Origin of the sequence: Serratia sp. BNK-10 (assembly GCF_047456065.1) — a bacterium.
Taxonomy (GTDB): Bacteria; Pseudomonadota; Gammaproteobacteria; order Enterobacterales; family Enterobacteriaceae; genus Serratia; species Serratia ureilytica.
Window position 1 is genome coordinate 3,197,107 of sequence record NZ_CP179894.1, and the last position, 20,821, is coordinate 3,217,927.

17 protein-coding genes are annotated in these 20,821 nt (G+C 54.3%); 9 read left to right on the forward strand and 8 right to left on the reverse strand.

What is annotated here, in order from left to right; genetic code table 11:
* Window positions 1-7 precede the first annotated feature (7 nt).
* Genes ACMGG9_RS15455 through lptG form a run of 3 tightly spaced genes read left to right on the forward strand, consistent with a single transcriptional unit; the run spans window position 8 to window position 2,746 of the window.
* Window positions 8-574, forward strand: a complete 567-nt coding sequence (locus ACMGG9_RS15455; protein ID WP_046688517.1) for a YtfJ family protein — start codon at window positions 8-10, stop codon at window positions 572-574.
* 28 nt (window positions 575-602) lie between these two features.
* On the forward strand, window positions 603-1,673 hold the full coding sequence (lptF, locus tag ACMGG9_RS15460) for an LPS export ABC transporter permease LptF (protein ID WP_414161542.1): 1,071 nt from the start codon (window positions 603-605) through the stop codon (window positions 1,671-1,673).
* Window positions 1,670-2,746, forward strand: coding sequence for an LPS export ABC transporter permease LptG (lptG, locus tag ACMGG9_RS15465; protein ID WP_414161543.1), 1,077 nt, complete (start codon window positions 1,670-1,672; stop codon window positions 2,744-2,746). The genes lptF and lptG overlap by 4 nt, the downstream gene beginning before the upstream one ends.
* Window positions 2,747-2,945: 199 nt before the next feature.
* Here the strand turns inward: lptG and ACMGG9_RS15470 are convergent, their stop codons facing one another.
* From ACMGG9_RS15470 to ACMGG9_RS15485, 4 genes are all read right to left on the reverse strand, one after another.
* Entirely contained in the window at window positions 2,946-6,032 is a 3,087-nt protein-coding gene (locus tag ACMGG9_RS15470) for an efflux RND transporter permease subunit (RefSeq protein WP_187048213.1), read from the reverse strand.
* The gene (locus tag ACMGG9_RS15475; RefSeq protein WP_033651889.1) at window positions 6,029-7,138 is read right to left on the reverse strand and encodes an efflux RND transporter periplasmic adaptor subunit; all 1,110 of its coding nucleotides are present in this window, start codon (window positions 7,136-7,138) and stop codon (window positions 6,029-6,031) included. Before ACMGG9_RS15475 ends, ACMGG9_RS15470 begins: the two co-directional genes overlap by 4 nt.
* Window positions 7,139-7,212: 74 nt before the next feature.
* Window positions 7,213-7,827: a TetR/AcrR family transcriptional regulator gene (locus ACMGG9_RS15480; protein WP_187048214.1), complete on the reverse strand. Its 615-nt coding sequence runs from the start codon at window positions 7,825-7,827 to the stop codon at window positions 7,213-7,215.
* Window positions 7,828-8,098: 271 nt separating this feature from the next.
* Window positions 8,099-8,248: a hypothetical protein gene (locus ACMGG9_RS15485; protein WP_187048215.1), complete on the reverse strand. Its 150-nt coding sequence runs from the start codon at window positions 8,246-8,248 to the stop codon at window positions 8,099-8,101.
* Window positions 8,249-8,466: 218 nt separating this feature from the next.
* Here ACMGG9_RS15485 and ACMGG9_RS15490 point away from each other — a divergent pair, with 218 nt between their 5' ends.
* From ACMGG9_RS15490 to ACMGG9_RS15505, 4 genes are all read left to right on the forward strand, one after another.
* Window positions 8,467-9,969 carry a phospholipase gene (locus tag ACMGG9_RS15490; protein ID WP_414161544.1) on the forward strand — a complete coding sequence of 501 codons (1,503 nt, stop codon included), beginning with the start codon at window positions 8,467-8,469 and terminating at the stop codon, window positions 9,967-9,969.
* Entirely contained in the window at window positions 9,966-10,739 is a 774-nt protein-coding gene (locus tag ACMGG9_RS15495; protein ID WP_038877899.1) for an ankyrin repeat domain-containing protein, read from the forward strand. The genes ACMGG9_RS15490 and ACMGG9_RS15495 overlap by 4 nt, the downstream gene beginning before the upstream one ends.
* A gap of 32 nt (window positions 10,740-10,771) precedes the next feature.
* On the forward strand, window positions 10,772-11,530 hold the full coding sequence (locus ACMGG9_RS15500) for an ankyrin repeat domain-containing protein (protein WP_414161545.1): 759 nt from the start codon (window positions 10,772-10,774) through the stop codon (window positions 11,528-11,530).
* A gap of 141 nt (window positions 11,531-11,671) precedes the next feature.
* Window positions 11,672-12,445, forward strand: coding sequence for an ankyrin repeat domain-containing protein (locus tag ACMGG9_RS15505; RefSeq protein ID WP_089192018.1), 774 nt, complete (start codon window positions 11,672-11,674; stop codon window positions 12,443-12,445).
* Window positions 12,446-12,536: 91 nt separating this feature from the next.
* On the opposite strand, the gene ACMGG9_RS15510 is transcribed toward ACMGG9_RS15505, so the two are convergent.
* The gene (locus tag ACMGG9_RS15510) at window positions 12,537-13,844 is read right to left on the reverse strand and encodes a serine hydrolase domain-containing protein (RefSeq protein WP_108681477.1); all 1,308 of its coding nucleotides are present in this window, start codon (window positions 13,842-13,844) and stop codon (window positions 12,537-12,539) included.
* 107 nt (window positions 13,845-13,951) lie between these two features.
* Between ACMGG9_RS15510 and ACMGG9_RS15515 the strand changes: the two genes are divergently transcribed.
* Window positions 13,952-14,860 carry a LysR family transcriptional regulator gene (locus ACMGG9_RS15515; protein ID WP_108681479.1) on the forward strand — a complete coding sequence of 303 codons (909 nt, stop codon included), beginning with the start codon at window positions 13,952-13,954 and terminating at the stop codon, window positions 14,858-14,860.
* A 366-nt stretch (window positions 14,861-15,226) separates the two neighbouring features.
* Here the strand turns inward: ACMGG9_RS15515 and ACMGG9_RS15520 are convergent, their stop codons facing one another.
* The 3 genes from ACMGG9_RS15520 to ACMGG9_RS15530 are packed head-to-tail and all read right to left on the reverse strand — an operon-like array spanning window position 15,227 to window position 19,400.
* Entirely contained in the window at window positions 15,227-17,170 is a 1,944-nt protein-coding gene (locus ACMGG9_RS15520; RefSeq protein WP_154231715.1) for a hypothetical protein, read from the reverse strand.
* Window positions 17,167-17,793: a hypothetical protein gene (locus tag ACMGG9_RS15525; RefSeq protein ID WP_414161546.1), complete on the reverse strand. Its 627-nt coding sequence runs from the start codon at window positions 17,791-17,793 to the stop codon at window positions 17,167-17,169. The genes ACMGG9_RS15520 and ACMGG9_RS15525 overlap by 4 nt, the downstream gene beginning before the upstream one ends.
* On the reverse strand, window positions 17,790-19,400 hold the full coding sequence (locus ACMGG9_RS15530; protein ID WP_154231716.1) for a VPA1262 family N-terminal domain-containing protein: 1,611 nt from the start codon (window positions 19,398-19,400) through the stop codon (window positions 17,790-17,792). The genes ACMGG9_RS15525 and ACMGG9_RS15530 overlap by 4 nt, the downstream gene beginning before the upstream one ends.
* A gap of 411 nt (window positions 19,401-19,811) precedes the next feature.
* Between ACMGG9_RS15530 and ACMGG9_RS15535 the strand changes: the two genes are divergently transcribed.
* Complete coding sequence (locus tag ACMGG9_RS15535) at window positions 19,812-20,816, forward strand: LacI family DNA-binding transcriptional regulator (protein WP_004935582.1); 1,005 nt, start codon at window positions 19,812-19,814, stop codon at window positions 20,814-20,816.
* Window positions 20,817-20,821: the final 5 nt, after the last annotated feature.

Below are 20,821 nucleotides of genomic sequence, written 5' to 3' on the forward strand. Positions count from 1 at the left end.
AGCCATGATGACGTTACCTCGCTTGCTGGCCCTCGCCCTGCTGCTGTCGCCGCTGGCGGCGCCGGCACATAACTTCGTGCAGGGCCGGCCGGTGGCGCCGATCGCCATCGCCGATCGCGGCGAGCTGCTGCTGCGCAACGGCGATTTCAGCTACCGGCCGTGGAACAGCGCAAAACTGGCGGGCAAGGTGCGAGTGATCCAGTACATCGCCGGGCGCACCTCCGCCAAAAAGAAGAACTCGTTGCTGATCAACGCCGTCAAGGACGCGAACCTGCCGGGCGACCGCTTCCAGCCCACCACCATCGTCAACACCGACGATGCGATACCGGGCTCCGGCTTCTTCGTGCGCGGCAAGATCGAGAAAAACAAACGGCATTACCCCTGGGCGCAGTTCATCGTCGACAGCGACGGGCTGGGGCGCATGGCCTGGCGGCTGCCGGAGGAGAGCTCAACCATCGTAGTGCTGGACAAGGCCGGGCGCGTGCAGTGGGCGAAGGACGGCGCACTCACCCCGCAGGAAGTTGACCAGGTGATCGCCCTGCTGCGCGCCCTGATCGCGCGGGAGGCGCCATGAAGCGCACGCCGCCGGGAGCCGATAACGCATGCCTTTGATTGAACGCTATATCACGGTTGAGATCCGCCGCCTGGTGATGATGATCGCCGGGTTTCTGATCTTCATGTTCGCCAGCTACTCCGCCCAGCGCTACCTGACCGACGCCGCCAACGGCACGCTGGCGCTGCGGGTGGTGGCCGACGTGGTTTTCTATAAGTCGCTGATCGCGCTGGAGATGATATTGCCCGTCGCGCTGTATGTCTCGGTGGCGGTGGCGCTGAGCCAGATGTACAGCGATGCGGAGATCACCGCCATGCTGGCCGCCGGCGCCAGCCCGCTGCGGCTGTACAAGGCGGTGCTACTGCTCGCGGTGCCGCTGGCGATAGCGGTCACGCTGCTGTCGCTATATGGCAGGCCCTGGGCGTACGCCAATATTTATCAATTGCAGCAACAGTCGCAGTCGGTGCTGGACGTGAGCCACCTGCAGGCCGACAAATTCAACGTCAGCGGCAACGGCCGCATGATCCTCGCCAAGCACGTCGACAAAACGGCCAACCACCTGACGGACGCCATGATTTATGTGCGCGGCGGCCATCACACCAACCTGTACCGCGCGCAGTCGGTGGAGGTGCTCGACGCCTCCCCCGCCAGCCCCGCCGTGCGGCTGAAAACCGGCACCGCCTATGTGCTGGATCGTGAGGGCGCCGACGACAACGGGCAGAATTACGACAACTTTGATATCGCGCTCAAACCGTTCGTGCCCAGCGCCGAAAGCCGGCACAAGTCGGCCTCGCCGGCGGAGCTGGCGCGCTCCGCCGATCCGGGCGACGCCGCCGAACTGCAATGGCGCGAGAGCCGCGGGCTGACCACCGTGCTGATGGTGCTGCTGGCGATCCCCTTTAGCCGCATCAAGCCGCGACAGGGGCGCTACGCCGCGCTGCTGCCCCTGACGGTGCTGTTTACCGTGATTTTCTATGGCGGCAACATTTGCCGCACGCTGGTGGCCAACGGCTCTCTGCCGACGCTCCCCGGCGTTTGGCTGGTGCCGATAGCGATGGCTGTCGGCATCGCCCTGCTGCTGGCGCGCGACTTATCCCTGCTGCGGAAACCCTCCCGATGACTATTTTTAGCCGCTACCTAATGCGCAACGTGTTCATCGGCTTCGCCGCCGCGGCCGGGCTGCTCATCCCGCTGTTCACCACCTTCACGCTGATCAACGAGCTGGAGGACGTCACTCCGGGCGGCTACCGCTGGCAGCAGGCGCTGCTGGTGACCGTGATGACCCTGCCGCGCAGCCTGGTCGATCTGGGGCCATTTATCGCGCTGCTCGGCGGCATCGTCGGGCTGGGGCAGCTGTCGAAAACTCTGGAGCTGACGGCGATCCGTTCCGCCGGGATGTCGATATTCCGCATTGCGCTGGTGATGCTCGCCGCCGGGCTGCTGATGAACCTCTCGCTCGGCGCCCTCGATGAATGGGCCGCTTCGCCGCTGCAGCAACGCGCGCTGCAGATGAAGAACAACGCGCTGGCGCAGTCGAACAGTAATGATGTTACCGTTAACCCGCTGTGGGCGCGGCGCGGCAACGAGTTTGTGACGGTCAAAACCGTCGATGAGAACGACCAGCCCCACGGCATAGAGATCTTCCGTTATCAGGCCAACCGCGCGCTGGAATCTTACATTTACGCCGACAGCGCCAGCACCGCCGCCGACGGCAACTGGCTGCTGCACAACGTGATGCAAAAAAGCTGGCAAGGCAGAAAGGAGACGATTAATCGGCAAGATAGCCTGCTCTGGCGCTCGCTGTTCGCCGTGCCGAGCCTGAAAGAGCTGACCCTGCCGGCCGGCAGTTTCTCGCTCCAACAGTTGGATCGCTATATCGCTTATCTGCAGGGCTCTGGGCAACCCAGCACCGAATACCGCCTGGCGCTGTGGAAAAAACTCGGCCAGCCCCTGCTGGTGCTGGCGATGATTCTGCTGGCCATCCCGTTTACCTTCACCTCCCCACGTGCGCCCGGCGTGGGCAGCCGGTTAGCGCTCGGCGTCATCATCGGGTTGCTGACCTACATCGCTTACCAGATCGTCCTCAACCTGGGGTTGCTGTTCGCCCTCAACGCGCCCTTCACCGCCCTTGCCCCGCCGCTGTTGCTCCTGGCGTTGGCGCTGGCGCTGGTTTATCGGTTTGATCGGGGTTAGGGTTTAGCAAGAGGAAGCACATTTGCTTGTAGCCGCAGAATTTATCGTCAACCTTTATTGCTCCGCCAATTCCGCCAATTCCGCCAATTCCGCCAATTCCGCCAATTCCGCCAATAATGAAAAACCGCAGACCGTCGCCCAATGACAATGGTCTGCGGATAGACAAATGGCGAGGCAACCACGCCGGCCAGACACAGGCCTAAGACGAGGCCCTATCGTTCCGCCGTTGATCGTCTGGGCGTATCTTGAACCAAATGGCATACATTGCAGGCAGAAACACCAGCGTGATAACGGTGCCGCCAAACGTCCCGCCAATCAGGGTATAAGCGAGTGTGCCCCAAAACACCGAGTGAGTCAGCGGGATAAATGCCAATATGGCAGCCATCGCCGTCAGCAACACCGGCCGGGCCCGCTGTACCGTCGCCTCCACGACCGCGTGGAAAGGCGCCAGCCCTTGCTGCTCGTTGTGATGGATCTGGCCAATCAGAATCAAGGTGTTTCGCATCAGAATACCCGACAACGCGATTAGCCCCACAAGCGCATTGATGCCAAAGGGCTGGTTAAAGAGCAGCAGCGTTGGCACCACGCCAATGAGCCCCAGTGGCGCGGTGAGAAACACCATGACCATTGCCGACATCGAACGCACCTGCAGAATGATGATCAACAGCGTCACGGCAATCATGATTGGGAACAAGGGTGCCATCGCTTTCGTCGCCTTTGCTGACTCCTCAATTGACCCGGCCTGCTCAATGCGATATCCGGCCGGAAGCGCATCGATGTTTGGCTGCAGCGCTGTCATGATTGCCGTGGAAACATCCGGCGGTTGCAGGTTTTCGGCAATGTCCCCCCGCACGGTAATGGTCGGCGTGCGATCGCGACGACGCAGGACAGGTTCTTCCATTCGCACGTCAACCGTTCCGATCTGAGACAGCGGAATGCGCTGTCCGGAAGATCCGACAAGGGTAAAACCCGCTATTTTCGCCGGATCGAGCCGGATATCTCCCGCCGCGCGCGCCATGACCTGCACCGAACGGATGTCTTCACGTACAGAGGTGACAGGAATACCGGAGAGCAGAAACTGAAGCTGTTGGGCAACCGCATTCGAGGTCAATCCCACCGCCTGCAAGCGATCTTGATTGAGCGCGAAATGCAACGTCGGCACGCGCGGGCCCCAGTCGGTGTTGGTGGTCCTCATCATCGGACTGGCCCGCATCACTCTTTCCACGCCCTCAGCAATCTCGCGCAGTTTGGCGGGATCCGGCCCCATGACGCGGAATGCCACCGGATACGGTGAATACGGGCCAAACACCAGTTGGGTCACGCGGATGCGCGCCTCCTGTGCCAGCCCCCCCGCCACCGCCTCACGAAGACGCAACTTGAGCGTCTCACGCGCGGCCTGGCTGTCCGTCAGCACGACAATTTTCGCAAACGAGGGATCGGGAAGCTCGGGCGCCATAGCCAGATAAAAACGCGGCGCTCCCTGGCCGATGTAAGAGGTGACGATTTTCGCTGCTTCCTGCTTGCTCAACCAGGCTTCGATTTTCGCCGTTGCGACGCGGGTCTGCTCAATAGCGGTGCCATATGGCATCTGAACTTCGACCAACACCTCCGGGCGGTCGGATGTAGGGAAAAATTGTTTTTTTACCAGCCCCATGCCGAGAATCGCGACGGTAAAGACGGCGATAACGGTGCCCGCGACGCGCCATTTGCCCGCGATAACGCGGGTCAGCAGCCGGCGAAAACGGTTGTAGTGCCGGGTGTCGTAAATGGCCGCGTGCCCGCCCTGCACCGTTTTGATGTTCGGCAGCATTTTCACGCCCAGATAAGGCGTAAACACCACCGCCACCACCCAGGAGGCCATCAGCGCGATGCCCACGATCCAAAACATGTTGCTGGTGTACTCACCGGCGGTGGACTGTGCAAACCCGTTCGGCATAAAACCGACCGCCGTGACCAGCGTACCGGCCAGCATCGGCGCGGCGGTGTGGCTCCAGGCATAGGCGGAGGCTTTGATGCGATCGTATCCCTCCTCCATTTTTACCACCATCATTTCGATGGCGATGATGGCATCATCCACCAGCAACCCCAGCGCCAGGATTAAGGAACCCAACGTAATGCGGTCGAAATTTTTGCCGGACGCCGCCATCACGACAAAAACGACAGCCAGCGTCAACGGCACCGCCGCCGCGACCACCACCCCCACGCGCCATCCCATGCTGACGAAGCAAACCCCCATGACCACGAGCAGCGCGACAAAGAATTTGATCATGAACTCGTCAACGGCGGAGCTAATGTTAACCGCCTGATCGGTGACCTTCGTCAAGGTCATGCCCAGCGGCATGTCCTGATTGATCTTCACCGTTTCCGCATCCAGCGCCTTGCCCAAATCCAGACCGTTCCATCCCTCGCGCATGACGATACCCAGCAGCAATGCCGGTTCTCCCTGATTGCGCACCAGGAAGGTCGCCGGATCTTCGTAGCCGCGCTCCACCGTCGCCACGTCTGAGAGCTGCAGCGTCCGGCCCTGAGCGACGATGGGCGTCGCGCGGATCTTCTCCAGCTTGTCAAAGGCGCCATCCAGGCGAATAAAGACCTGCGCGCCCTGGGCGTCGATCGAACCGGCCGGCGTCAAGACGTTCTGGTTGTTGAGAGCGGAGAAAATATCCTGAGGAGAAACGCCCAGCGTCGCCAGCCTGTCATGCGAGAACGAGACGAAGATGCGCTCCGCCTGTTCACCGATAATATTGACCTTCTTGACCCCAGGCACGTGCAGCAGACGCTGGCGTAACGATTCCGCATCGCGAACCAGCAACCGCTGCGGCTCCCCTTTCGCCTTCAGCGCAAAAAGCGCGAAGGTCACGTCGGAGAATTCGTCATTCACCATCGGCCCGATCACGCCTGCCGGCAGGCTTTTCGTCTCATCGCCAAGCTTCTTGCGCGCCTGGTAGAATTCTTCCTGCACCTGCGCGGGCGGCGTGCCGTCCTGCAGTGACAACTGAGTAAAAGCCAGGCCCGGACGCGTGTAAGTCTCACTGCGGTCATACCACTTGAGCTCCTGCAAACGCTTTTCAAGCGGTTCGGCGACCTGCTCCTGCATTTCCTTCGCGGTGGCTCCCGGCCAGGCGGAAACGAGCGTCATTTGTTTGACCGTGAACGGCGGATCTTCCGCTCGTCCCAGTTCAAAGAACGAAAAAATGCCGGCGACCGTAATCAGGACGATCAGGAATAAGGTAATGGCTCGCTCGCGCACGGCGAGCGCCGAGAGATTAAAACGCCCGCCGCTCATGGCCGGCTCCCCGCGACAGCGCCATCGTCTTGTTGCGCCGTGCGCACAGGTTCACCGTCATGCAGCAAATGCGCCCCGAGGGCGACCACCCGTTCACCGGCCTGCAGTCCGCCCGTGACGTTTGCCGCATCGTCCCCGAGGCTCAGCACCTGGACCGGTCGCCATGACACTTTGGCCGGCTTGCCGGCAATCCCCCAAACGCCCGGACCGTTGCCCGCATCATAGATGGCCGCCAAAGGCACCTGCATCACCTGGCGGGTTACTTTATCTTCGGTAATGCGCAGCGTGACGGTGGAGCCGAGCGGTGCGCTCGCCAGCGCGCCCTCAAGCACATATCTCGCCTCGAAGGTGCGCGTCACAGGGTCAGCCGCATCGGAGAGCAGGCGCAGTTTCGCAGGCACTGACTGTTGATCGTTCCCGTACAGCGCAGCCTGGGCTTCGCTTCCGACCGCCGGGCGCAGCGTCTCGGGCAATTGCACGAAGGCCTCGCGCTGCCCCGCCCTGGCCAGCCGGACAACGGGCTGACCGGCGCTGACAACCTGACCGGGTTCAGCCAGCGTATCCATGACCACGCCATCGGCATCGGCCAGCAGCACGGCGTAGCCCGTCGCGTTTTGCGCCACGTTGGCCTGAGCCTGGGCGGCACTAAGTTCCGCTTTGGCCGTCTCCGCGGTGGCCTTGATCTGATCGTAAGCCGATGCAGAGACAGCGCCGGCGGCAACCAGACCGCGATAGCGAGCTTCATCATTGGCGGTTTGCCGGGCGCGGGCTCGCGCAGCGGCGACGGCCTGTTGCTGAGCCTGCGCCTGTAGGTGCAAATCAACGGGATCGAGGCGCATTAAGGGTTGGCCGCGTTTAACGCTCTGGCCGGCATCCACCAGGCGTTCAAGGATTTTGCCTTGCACTCTAAAACCAAGGTCGCTTTGAATCCGCGCGACGACTACGCCACTGAATGCGCGAGCAGTATCGACGGCATTGACTACGATTGCCGTTCTCACCAGAGGCGGTTGCGTTCGCGGATCGTCAATACCGGAAACGTCGTCGCAGCCCGCCAGGGCGAGCGGCAACAGGCAAATAACGAGGGTGACGGGGTTAAGCCGGAGCATGGGTTCCCTTACTGATTTAACAGGACAGTAACCGCATTCTCTGACTAGTGACCAATATTGTCAATGGTCACAAATCAAGGTGACAAACTTCTCAGTATCAGCGATGACAGGAGCGTGGCGGCTGAGGATGCCGTCTCCAGATTGCATTGCAGCTGTATCGGGCTGATATAAGGCCGCATGACCAGATATATTGCATCCGCAGCCTCATCCAGCGGCGTTTTTCGCTCAAACTCCCCCGTCTGCCGTCCTTCAAGGATAATGAGTTCAACGAGTTGCCGCAGGCACTCTTCATGCCGCACGGCGGAGGGCCACTTATCACGCGCCGCGACCGCGGCAATGTCATACAGCTTACGATCGTGAAAAAACAGATCGCTGCCGGCTTCAGTGAGCGCCCTCAACAAGCGTCTCATTTTTTCGGCAGCCGTAGACGCATCTGCGATCGCTGAATTGACAATCTCCATGACCATCGCCAGCCGGTTGGCGCAGATCACCTCGCCTATCGCCTGCTTGGAATCAAAGAATTTATAGATATAGGCTTTAGAAAAACCTATTGATCTAGCCAGATCGGAGACCGTGGTTTTTTCATAGCCAAAATGCCCGAAATGCTCCATGGCAGCGTCCACGATCTGATCGCGGACGCTGTGGTCAGATGGGCCCCGCGGGGGATTCACATTTGTGTGTTTAGTCATTTTTCAAGCTTAGCTCAATGAACCCAGGTTAACAACGAGTGACCATCCTGGGATTTGGTTACAATGCGGCATTGTCTCAAGGAATATCAAAACATCTCCTGCCCCCGCCTTAGCGGCAAACGCTGGTTCACGGGTGGATTGCGTCGTCAGGCGGATTATAGCCGCTATGGCAATCGCGATGAAACCGCTCTGAACGCCGGGTATCGGTGGGCGGCAAAACGCTTGCCAGGCAGCATGGACTGACGATCAGACGTCGAAGATAAGACAAGTGCTACTGCGCCGCACCTTGCCGCCGCAGGATCATGCAGCGGTAAAAGCGCCACATAAAACGGGCAGATAAGGCGGGGATAACATGCTGGTGCACCACGCCATGCGCGTATTTTTTTATTGGTGCGGTTGTGCCGGCAATGGGATCAAACATCGCATCAACCTTTGGAAAACAAGAACTTTCCGGTTAACATTTGGCCGGCTTTACAAATTGGCTTGAGCCGTTATCATCCCTTATCTGGTGTCCTATGCGCCGTTAGCTACCGCTGACTGCCGTTCGATAACATGCCCCCTCAGGGCCCATCGAGTGCAAGGAGTGCGAGCGCCCGCCTGAACAGGCCGAGACGCAGCAAGCAAAGGAAGAGACACACTATGTTTTCCAGTTTGAAACTGCTGTATATCGCCGATGATATTATTTCACCTGATGAATTCCCCCGTATAGTCAGCCCTTCCCGCGCCTGTCACGGCCTTTCATACATGCCGGACAAAGACATTCTGTCGCTTTTTTCTGGTTTTCGCGGTGGTGAGCGGATCCGCCGTGAAGTTGGCGTTACGCAAAACGGAATAAGCTCTAACTTGCGCGCAAGAGTGCAGAGCGACCTGATGAGCGGCGTTGTCGTAGCGGTCGAAACCCGGCCCGGCGTGTTGGCGACGATGGGGCCATTTTACGCCGACATCGACGGCTACCTGATACCGCAGGGGAGACAAGAGCCAAACTACCCGGTGGACAGGATAGTGAGGCGGTACGAAGAGGCCGTGAAGTCTTATGGTGGCCGCCGGGCGCGCCCGTCCGTCTTCCCCGCACAAGTCACGCGGGCCAAACCGGCCCTTGGCCCGGATATTCCGGCGCAAGGTGGAAGAGCCTCACAGTCGGCCGTGTCTGGCCCCTTGACCAAAGCGCAACGCTGGCAGGAGCGAAAATACCTCATTGGCCGCGGGCAACGGAGTATCTACCCTGACGCCCGAATCGCCTCAGAGCGCCTGGCGGCAAACAATGTCGCCGTCGAGAAGGCAAAGCTGGCGGAGAATATCTACAAGACAACGAATCCGCTAAAGGAGACTCCCGGCGTTCCCGAGGGCTGGAAAGATATCAGTAACGATGAGTTGGCGCTAAACAAACTGGGTCTTAAAAGCTCAATGCTTTATGATAACAATTTATCTCCAGATTTTCTGGCCCGAGTATATCAACCTGATAGAGGTATTTTTGGTAAAGAGATGAACCCAACGGTCGTGTTCAGAGGATCAAGAGCGCCAGAATTCCCGCAGGGAATCGGCAGTGCCGCAAAAAAAGCACTTAAAGGTGATTTATCGGGCATTAAAAATGTAAATGACTGGATAAATAACGGTGCTCAAGGGATTGGTAAAAGTTCTGAGTATTATAAAAAGGCTGTTGAGATTGGTGACGGCATATCAAAAACCCCCAGTATTGATATCTCTGGTCATTCATTAGGTGGTGGAATGGCCTCCGCAGCATCAATGACCAGTGGAAAACCCGCATGGACGTTTAATGCAGCCGGACTCCATCATGGAACTGTAGGAAGATATGGATCTGAGATGATTGGTTCAGCCAAGAACATACAGGCCTATCGAGTGGAAGGTGAGCTATTAACCACGTTACAGGAGGTTAATAACGAAAGTGATTATGAGCTTATAAAAAATGCCCTGCCCGATTCTTTGCAAAAACCCTGGGGCGTAGCATTGCCTTTCACCTTGAAAGAGTGGTCATCACTGGCGCTGCCTGATGCCGCTGGCATACCGCACACTCTTGCCGGTGGGGCAGGAACCCTGCTCGATAAACACGGTATAGACCAGACAATAACGTTGATTGAAGACCAGAAAGACGAGGATGTCGCCACTATTAGGGGGAGAATATGAGCAAGTTGATAATGGCAGTCGCGTTACTCTTTACTGTTCTCATGATGCAAGGATGCAAAAAAAACATGGAATATGAACCACAGGATTTTTTTGAAGGCCGTCAACTGGAAGTCGCAAAGCTGATTTATGATGGCGACGAAGTGAAACTGAATGAGAAGCTTCCTTCAATAAGCAAGGAAGAACTGAATCGACCAGTGAAAGCAGACATGACCCTGCTGTTTTGGTCGGTGCTAAACGCAATCTATGATAAAAATACGCCTAAAAGACTGAGCATTATTACTGACTTGGTTAAAGCGGGTGCAGACCCATTGCAACCCAGACCGGAAGGGGGAAGCAGTCCAGCTGAGTTTGTCCTGCAGGGCGATAAAGGCGTCTGGATAAAAGCAATGTTGGATGGTGGGTTACCACCGAATTCTAGAGATAAAGTTCATAACGAGCCAATTATATTCGAAGCGTTAGACGCGAAAAACACTGAGACTTTAAAGGTGATGTTGGATTATGGTGCGGATATAAACACAAGGGATTCATTGGGAAACACCTTGTTAATAAGCTCACTGGATTCTCGTTCGTTTGATCATACTATACTTCTGTTGGAGAGAGGCGCGGATAGTAAAATCAAAGGGAAGTTTGGTTGGACTATGGGTAATCAGCTCCAACGCTTTATAGATAGAGACGTAGGAGATGCCGAAGACAAAGAGAAAATTAATAAGATAAAAGAGTTGTTAATTAAAAAGGGTGGTGACTGGCCTCCACTACCTGTAGAGAATTGACTCTATTCTATCGCCACTATCAGGGAGAGAATATGAGAAAGTTGATAATGGCAATGGCGTTACTATTTACTGTTCTCATGATGCAAGGATGCAACAAAAACATGGAATATGAGCCACAGGATTTTTTTGAAGGCCGGCAACTGGATATCGCACAGCTGATTTATGATGGCGATGAAGTGAAACTGAAAGAGAAACTTCCCTCTGTCAGCAAGGAAGAACTGAATCGACCGGTTAAGGCAGACATGACCCTGCTGTTTTGGTCGGTGCTAAACTCAATCTATGATAAAAACACGCCAGAAAGGCTGAAAATAATAACCGACCTGGTAAAAGCTGGCGCAGACCCGCTGCAACCCAGACCTGAAGGAGGAAGCAGCCCAGCGGAGTTCGTCATGAAAGCCGACAAGGGGATTTGGGTCAAAGCCATGCTCGACGGCGGTTTACCGCCAAACGCAAAAGATAAGGTATTCAATGAGCCCATTGTATTCCAAACAATCAAAGCCAAAAACACTGAAACGTTAAAGGTGATGCTGGATTATGGCGCGGATATAAATATCAGAGACTCCTTACAACAAACCTTATTAATGGATGCTTTTTTTAGCTCAGCCTTTGAGCACATGATCCTACTGCTCAATCGGGGTGCGAATCCTAACCCGGTAAATATAAACAATCTTTCGCTGTTAACAGCAGTGAATCGGCAAATAAAAGACAGCCAAGGTGGCTCAGAATACAATGAACAGTGTAGGAAAATACTCGAGCTCATGCTTTTGAAAGGAGCAAAGGAAACGCCGTAATTTCATCAACGCAGATCTGACAGCTGCCGGTTATTTATACTGAAGCTGTCAGGTTACATCTGGTTTTCGATAAACACGCTATAGACCACGCAATAAAACGGATTGAAGAGACGAGGATGTCACCATTCTCAGGGGGAGAAGATGAGAAAATTGATAATGGCGATAGCGCTACTGTTTACTGTTCTCATGGTGCATGGATGCAACAAAAGCATGGAATATGAGCCACAGGATTTTTTTGAAGGTCGGCAGCTGGACATCGCACAGCTGATTTATGATGGTGATGAGGTGAAACTGAAAGAGCAGCTTCCCTCTATAAGCAAGGAAGAACTGAATCGACCGGTTAAGGCAGACATGACCCTGTTGTTTTGGTCTGTATTAAACGCAATCTATGATAAAAACACGCCGGAAAGGCTTAAAATAATAACCGACCTGGTTAAAGCGGGTGCCGACCCGTTGCAGCCCAGACCGGAAGGAGGAAGCAGCCCGGCGGAATTTGTCATGAAAGCCGACAAGGGAATTTGGATCAAGGCCATGCTCGACGGTGGTTTACCGCCAAACGCAAAAGATAAGGTATTCAACCAACCCATTATATTCGAAGCGTTAGACGCGAAAAACACTGAAACGTTAAAGGTGATGCTGGATTATGGTACGGATGTAAATACAAGGGACTCATTGGGAAACACCTTGTTAATAAGCTCACTGGATTCTCGTTCGTTTGATCATACTATACTTCTGTTGGAGAGAGGCGCGGATAGTAAAATCAAAGGGAAGTTTGGTTGGACTATGGGCAATCAGCTCCAACGCTTTATAGATAGAGGGGTAGGCGATGCCGAGGATAAAGAGAAAATTAACAAGATAAAAGGGTTGTTAATTAAGAACGGTGGTGACTGGCCTCCACTACCTGTAGAGAATTAAGACTCCCCTAAGGTCAACGTCGAAGACATGGAATATACCGCTCAGGGGCTAAATGGCAACCGCCATCCAGCCCCTGCTTACCCAGCCGACGTTAACGCAATTCCTTCGCTATCGCGCTAAACATCAGCGACGCCTCCAGCGGTTGGGCGCTGAAAGAAGGTTCCGCCTGCGGCCAGGTGGACCACTGGACGATCACCAGATTCTCCGCCTGATTGACCATAATCATCTGGCCGAAGATCCCCAGCGCCCACAGGGAATGCTTGAGGGAGGCCTGCGGAGTAGGCTCTACGTTGGTCGCATTCACCGGCACTTCGTTGTTCCACCATTGGAAGCCGTAGATGCCGTTGGGATGCGCCGCCGACATCGAGCCCGCCGCCCGAGTCCAGTTGGCCGACTGGGCTACCCAATTTTCCGGCAGGATCTGTTTGCCGTTCGGCAGCGTCCCGTTATGCAGAATGAACTCACCGAAGCGCCCCCAGTCTTCCAGCGTGGCGTTAAAGCCGTGCGCGCCCACGTCGTGCTGCCCTTTGGCGTAGGCATGCCACACGCCGTCGCTCGCCATGCCGTACGGCTGCCAGATGCTTTGCTGCAGATAGGCCGCCAGCGGCATGCCGGTGGCGCGCTCCAGCACGTCGCCCAGCAGCCACGCGCCGCCGGAGGAGTAAGACCAGTTCTGCCCGGCCGGATGCGTGCGGTGCAAACCGGCCACCAGCTTGCGCACGCAGGCGTAGGTGCCGGGCTTGGCTTCACACTCGGTCAGCTGCGCGAAGTCCGATTTCGGGTTGGTGTAATCCTCATTCCACGCCACGCCGGAGGTGTGAGTGATCAGCTGCCTGAGGGTCACGCCGTCCCACGCGGTGCCTTTCAGATCGGGTTCGTATTGCGTGATGAGATCGTCGAGCGAGCGGATCTTGCCCTGTTTAATCGCCACGCCCACCAGCGTGGCGACCACGGATTTGCCCACCGAGCGCGACGTCCACAGGGTGGCGTCGGTATTGCCCTGCCCCAGATATTTCCAGGCGATTTTGCCGTCTTTCAGCACCAGCATGCCGCTGACGTTCTGGCGCTGCAGGTAATCCTGCAGGTGGTAGGTTTTGCCATTCACCCGATAGCTGGCGTCCGTTAGCTGTTTAGCGGCAGCCACCAGCGGTATGGCATTGCCGTGATGAAACACATCCCCGGCATAGTTGCGGTAGTCGTTACGAAAACCGATCACCCGGTCGCTCTGGCTCCAGGTGAGCATCTTGTGCGTGTCCGGCAATTGCGCATCGAAAGGCGCGGGACAGGCGCTGAGTTCGGTACCCGCACAGGCGGCCAGCGCGGCGGGTGCCAGCAGGCCGCTGCAGAGACTGATGACAACGCCCGCCAGCAGGCTGCGGTTAAACACTTTGCTTTTCATATTTTTTCTCGCTTAGCTCAGGAAGGCGTTCAGCTTAAAAAAACGCGGCCTATAATAAAAAACGCCTGATGGGGGAAAATCCCCCGCAAAATCGACGGGGGAACCGCGTGCCGAGCCTGATTTATTCCTTTGCCCAACTGGAAGCCTTCACCGCCGTGGCCGAGCACGGCAGCCTGGCGAAAGCCGCGCTCAAGCTGGGCAAAGACCGCACGACGCTGCGCGATTTGATTGATTTTCTCGAGGATGGGCTGGGCTATGCGCTGTTCCTGCGCGAGGGGCGCAGCCTGCACCTGACGCCGGAAGGCGAACAGCTGCAGCGCCAGGCGCACCTGCTTATGCGCCAGGTGAAAGCGTTTGAGGCATTTGCCAAAGACGTGCCCAAGAGCGCGGCGCAGGAAATCTCGCTGGTCTACGATCCCTTTACCCCCCGCGCGTTGCTGCAGGCGCTGATTGCCGCCATGGCCCAGCGAAACACGCGCCTGAGCCTGATTAACGCCTCGCGCGACGAGGCAGAAAGGCTGCTGGCAAACGGCCAGGCCGATCTGGGCATCTGCCAGGCGCGCAACCGCAGCGTGGGCGACACCATGGAGTGGCGCGCCTTAGGGGCGATAGAGATGGATTTTTACGCCGCCGAAACGCTTTTCCCCAACGCGGAACAGCCGCTTTCGCTGCTGGAGCTCTCGCTCGCGCCGCAGGTGATCATGCACCCGGATTCTGACGAACCCGTGGCGCGCCGCCTGCAAATTTCAGGGCATACAATATTTACCAACGAGCTGGAAATGCTGCGCGCCCTGCTCGAACAGGGCTGCGGCTGGGGATTCCTGCCGACGCACATGCATGCCGAACAGTGGAAAAACGTTAACACACTGCGCACCGAAGTGGGCAGCCAGGGGATCAGCCAAACCATGGTCACCATCTGGAAGCCAGGCAATGACCGACGGGCGCTGATTGATGAGACGTTGGGGTTGTTGCCGGGGTTGTGGAGAGGGGGTTGGGGGGTGAAAAGTCGCTACTAAATTAGAGGTAGTGTTACCGGTAGTCGAGCGTATAGCTCATCAGCTGCGTTGTTTATCCGAACGTTCTTAAGCGGGGCTCGCTGTTTTCATCCAATGAGAGCACCCCATCACCATCACTCCAGCGCTGCTGGCGCTGGTTTGTTGCTTTGATAGGCGGCATTTGAGGGGCTGCTTTGAGCGATCTGCAGACATTCGTAATTGACTCGCGATGGATGTTGCTATCAATGCCGTTTGTCAATCAACTGGGAACAGGTCAGATCATCCAGAAAATGGAATTCAAATCGAGTTTTTTGCAGCTTTATCCAAGCAATTAAGAATACAATGAAATGGGTAGCGACGCTTTAGACGCTGCCCATTTAACCACTATTATAAGAGCGGCTTCAGATCAGATATGACGTCCATGTTCAGTGAATACCTCCTGCCATCAACTTGATTTAGCCATTTTAGCTGACCAACAATCTCTGCCAAATTTATATTGGCAGCTGTCACCAAAACTTTAATCGCCTCTGTATTTGCGTTGTTACGAATTGCACTGGACAGCATCCCGGCCAGATCCTTTATGTCGGAGTGGTAATATTCCAGATAGTCCTGAAAATCGGGTTTTTCAGTGGGAGGAAAGAGTGACTGCTGTGCCTCGTCCATTAACGAGCCATCCCATATCACGCGTCTCAAACAGAGGTGCAGAAAAAGTTGCTTCCAGTGCTTTATATTTATGGTGTCATCAACTGACATCATCTCCTTCACGGCAAAGTGTAGATATCGATGCATATCCAGAAAACTCTGGGGAGCACTTAGCTTACCTTCTCCAAGCTGTACGGACATCTGATCCAGAGCAGCAAGGCCGGAAGTGCAGAGCACTAAAAGACATTCTCCAATGTTATGTCGAAGTGAGTACCGTTCCGAGGGGGCCTCGGGTAGGCCAAACTCTGCTGCCTCACGTAGAAAATATGCGGAGTTCCAGAGGTTGAGCCAACGCGCAGCTGTGTCGCCGAGTTGTACAAGCGGATAGGCCAGGAGGTGTGAAGATATCCCCGGAAAGCTCTGGCCTTCTCTTCTGAAGTGCAGTGATAATATACGATTTAATTTATGGCTCTGTTCTAAAGAAAAACTATCGGGGCCTCGCAGCCATAACTGTTCGAATACATTGTAGTTTTGCGGTTTACAGTTGTTGTCGTGAGCGAAACTAGAACGAGCAGAAAAGTAGCAAAGGGTCTCCCAGTCGGGAGCATCGGACGGGCTTGTTTCTGGCAGATTCAGCTGTGATGTAAGGCGCCCAAGTGAATCCATGAGTATTGAAAGCGCATAAACTGGACGTTTAAAATCTTTAGCATCCTGATCGCTCAGGACAATATTACGCATCAGCCAAGCTGACCATCGTGTCACAATACCAGCGAAGTCTGAACGTCCGTAGAGTGTGTGGGCAATACTATCGGCTAAGGCATCTATTTCGGATTTATACTGGTCTTCAATCATTTTCCCCTGTCTTACCAGTTCAAACGGAATATCCTTCATCCTGTTGCATACATGCGCGAGTAGCATAGGAAGAAATATGCTTCCGTTCCAATGACCATCTTTTGAAAATGCCTGCTCGGCTGAAAGCGCAAACTCCCTCCATCTGCTCAGACGGGGAGAGAACATTCCGGCCCCCGATACCATAAGCACTGTATCGATCAAAACCGGGTTACGTGATGCATTTAGTAGGCCGGCCATCTGGTTAATATCTATGTCAGCTAGAACCGAAAACAGACTCGACTCGGCAAACATTCTGGGGTCTGAATAACGAAACCCACGCCAGATTTCTTCAAGTTTATTGACTGACCGTTCCCAGTGAGACAATTGTTCAGTTAGCTCAGAATGCCGATGTGATTTCAAATCACCTCGTTCAATGGCATAGAATACTTCTGAAAAAAGAGAGACGTATGTTTGCCGAGCTTCCTGATTAATGTTACATAGTGCAAGTAACGCATTTTTGATCCAGTATTCAACGGCGTAAGAATTCATGATCACTTCGCGGACGCTAATCCATGTTGTGACTTCAGGATGTCGATGAAGCAACTCTGCACAAAATAACGTCAGAATAATATCCGCGTCATCCAGAATGTTTTTTTTCGAACACCAACTATGAAGTAATTTAATCCAGTTTTCAGGCGATTCTAATAGGAAGGGATGCCTTAGGTCGGCCAAACAGTTATCTAAGACAGATTTGTTCTCCGCTAGCCATGAAATAAAATCATCCGGTGATTTTACATCATTGTTCACTCTGACAGGGCTTTTCAGCCTTACATCGGGCCATTCCATTAATTCATTCATGCCATTTCCCTCCAGGCCAGATCAAAAAAATTTAAAGCCCCTGTTTCATTTGCACACCATCCCCGACTGACAGCGGAGACGGAAGTATGGAATCCGCCAACTGTAGCCCCGAAATGCCAGAGTTCATCATCAATCACGGCAAAACGGTCATGCATAAAATCAAATTTCTGCTTTAAGGTTTGTCTGATCTGAATCGAACATTTGGGCTTCCCTCCTCCGCGTAATGCGTTAATTTCTCTTTCCTGTATTTCAAAAATAGATTCCATCTCAGAACTGAATTGCTGGTGAACCTTAGTTAAAATTCGGATGTCGGTTGCATCAAGTCGCGCGTGAAACCATTTAGCAATATCAAGTACATAATCTGTACTATCAATTTTTTCGCTGGGTGCGGCAAAAAAATAACCGTCCAATATCCAGATCCTTTCCTGCGCATCCCTGACCGCGTCTACGAAAAAAGTTAGGGGTTCTGCTACATCTAGATCACGGCGTATTCTTAAGGCATTTATATCCGGCGGGAATTTAGTGGGATCGCCGCCGGGTGTGCCCCCCCAGTAAATGTTTTTTTCCGGGAGTGAACGCTTAGTCGGACTGGATACTATTAGTGAAGGAGAAAAAATTTTCATTCGTTTTCTCCACTTATATATGACCTTTTCGATAAGGAAAAATGGGTTTCCAACTGTCTGCCTTGAGCGAGAATAAGCTTTAGATTATCAATTATTGTCTGCGGGTCAGGTAGTTTGACAATTACTGAGGCCTGTTTGCCGAAAGAGTTTAGGGAGTTTCCAGAGAACCAGACTTCATCATCAATGACTATAAAGCGATCATGAAGAAGATTCCCAGGTAGGATGTATGTCTTGATGGTTATGTGATGGTTCTTACGAATTTCTTCGATACCATAAAGGAAAATTCTTGCTTTCTCTTCAGGTGAGTTTCCTGTAAAAGCTCTTGTCGTGGTTAAAATGTCAACGTTTACCTCACGTGAACTTACTTTATAAAGATACTGCGAGAACTGTAAGCTTCCAAAATAGGGGTCGGCGATAATGATCTGCTTTTTAGCTGTCTGGATTAGCGCATGGAAAAAGCGCATGGCTTCCTTTCGATGATTATCGTTAAACCAGCGCTGCCCCTGCGTGTCAGCCTGAATTTTACGCTGACGGCGATAATGTTGTTCGCGTCGTTTTGCTTTAATCTGTGCGGGTTCAGCATCACGTACTACAGCAGTCGAGGTTGAGTGTACCGTGCTACGCGACGCGTGATAGGTCAATCTTTCGGCGTCTGGTGACTCATCGATGGGCACATCGACGATGTATTGTGTTCTGTCTGCGACTCCTACACCAACATTGATATGTCGTATGAAGGGTGAGGGGGGACTGAACGCCAAAATGCCCTGAGAAGGATGCCGCAAAACATACCCGTACTCTCCATCGCATACTGCTTTTTTCTGTATCACTACACCATCGCTTCGTAACTTCTGAGTTTGAAAATCAGTTAGCAAATTCATGTCTGTGTCAAAAGTTGTAAGCTCAAGTCCCTCAACTGTTTGACCGGGCATAGCAACAAACCGGAATAGAAGAGACTCATCGCCTTCCTTGTCTGCATCAACTATAAAATTTTCAACCCGTCGTAATATGCGCTGGGGGCTTACGTAACAGGCACTCCCAAGATACTCCTGATAGCCACGCAAGTTTATGTGCATTCGCTGGGCTACAAATGTCGTGGCTTCATCATCAAGCAGAAATCCTGCAAAGAGTTCAATCCCGCCGCCATCAAATCGCCGATGTATACGGGAAGTTGTGCTTCCTGTAAAAGGAGCAGGATCGTTTTCGGACAAAGGAAGTGCAAAAAATCCTTCGCCGATGGGTAAACTCAACTGGGGCCAAGGTTTCTCATCATAAAGCTTACCCACGGTCAAAAGAGGCAGGCCATCCAGAGCAGGGTTACGTTCAGCCTCAAGTGTGGGAAGAGGCGTTTTGCAAACGCCTTCCTGAAGAGATAGATACCATTGTCGAGCATCCGATAATGCTAAAAGTGTGCGTCTGAAGAAAATGCGCTCATTGGTCGATTTGACGGCCACTGTTTCGAAGCCATTCATCGGTGGTGGCAGCATGCGTTCAGGTGTGAGTTCAGTGATAGTGGCGAATAGTAATCTGGCAGGCTCCCGGGAGCTTTGCTTAGCCAGAGAGGCCAGTCGGATAACTGCCCAACCTTCTGATGTATCAAGTAAGTCCATTACAATTACCGCTACATTTATTTGAGTATTACCACAATACTAAGTTGAATAAGAAAATGAAAATGAATGTAAGAGTTTAAGCCACGACTTATCCCGATGACCTGCTCCCTAAAGAATAACTCAGATTGATGTTTGCTACTTCCGCTGTTGGCACAAAGCAGCCATTAACACCTAGCTTCGACCATGACCCACACCATAGCCATAGCCATAGCCATAGCAAAGGTTCCTCCAACATAATACAGCCACATAAAAATAATTAAATTCACAATTAATAAACCAACGACATTATTACCTCTATTTTCATTCCAATATTTTCCCTCCCCCACCCATCCCCCCCAACTCCCCCCTAGCACCGCCCCCGCCCTTTCCCTACAATAAGGGATCTGTTGAGGCATAACGCAAGGAAAGACGGTGTCGAAAGCCAATCCCAATGCCACTATCGTGGATATCGCCCGCCGCGCCAGGGTGACCAATATCACCGTTTCCCGCGCCTTCAATAAGCCCGAGCTGGTCAAACCGGAAACCCGCGAGCGCATTCACGCCATCGCCAAAGAGCTGAACTATGTGCCCAACGCGTTCGCGCAGGGGCTGAAAAGCAGCAGCAGCCAGATTATCGGCATCGTCACCAGCAGCATGTACAACCCGTTCTATTCCGGCCTGATCAAGACCGTGTCGCGCATTGCGCGTCAGCAGGGCTATCAGATCATGCTGTTCGACACCGACGGCAGCGAAGAGGCGGAAATGCGCGCCATTCAGGCGCTGTTCGGCTACAAGGCGCGCGGCATCCTGCTGTCGGCGGTGCGCGACGACAAGCGCTACCGCCCCGCCTATCTCGAGCTGGCCGAGGTGTACGGCGTGCCACTGATCCTGATCGACCGCGATCTTTACGATCAGCAGCTGAGCGGCGTGTTCCTCGATAACCGCGAAATCGGCGTGCTGGCCGGGCGTTATTTGGCGGAGCAGCCGGAGCAGAAGCTTTTGATTATCGGCGGCCCGGCGGATTCGGAAATTACGCTAACGCGCACCGCCGGCATCGTCGCGGCCTTGCAGGGCAGCGGGCGCGAGATTCATATCATCAACGGCGACTACGATTTCACCTCGCAAGAGAGCGAGGTGCGCGCCTATCTGGCGCAGCCGGAGAATCGCCCGGATTACATCATCGGCCTGAATGGCATCATCACGCTGGGCGCCATCGCCATCTGCCACGAGATGGGGCTTTATCAGCAGGTGAAGTTCTTCTCGATAGACGAACCGCCGCGCGCCGGCGCTTACGGCCTGCACATTCCGGGGGTGTATCACGATACGCAGAAACTGGGGGAGATCGCCGCGGAGCTGCTTTTCAGCGCCATTAACAGCCCGCGCGGCGAGTTGCCGGTGCGCAGAGAGTTCTTCACCGGCTCGCTGTTGAATCGCTGACGGGC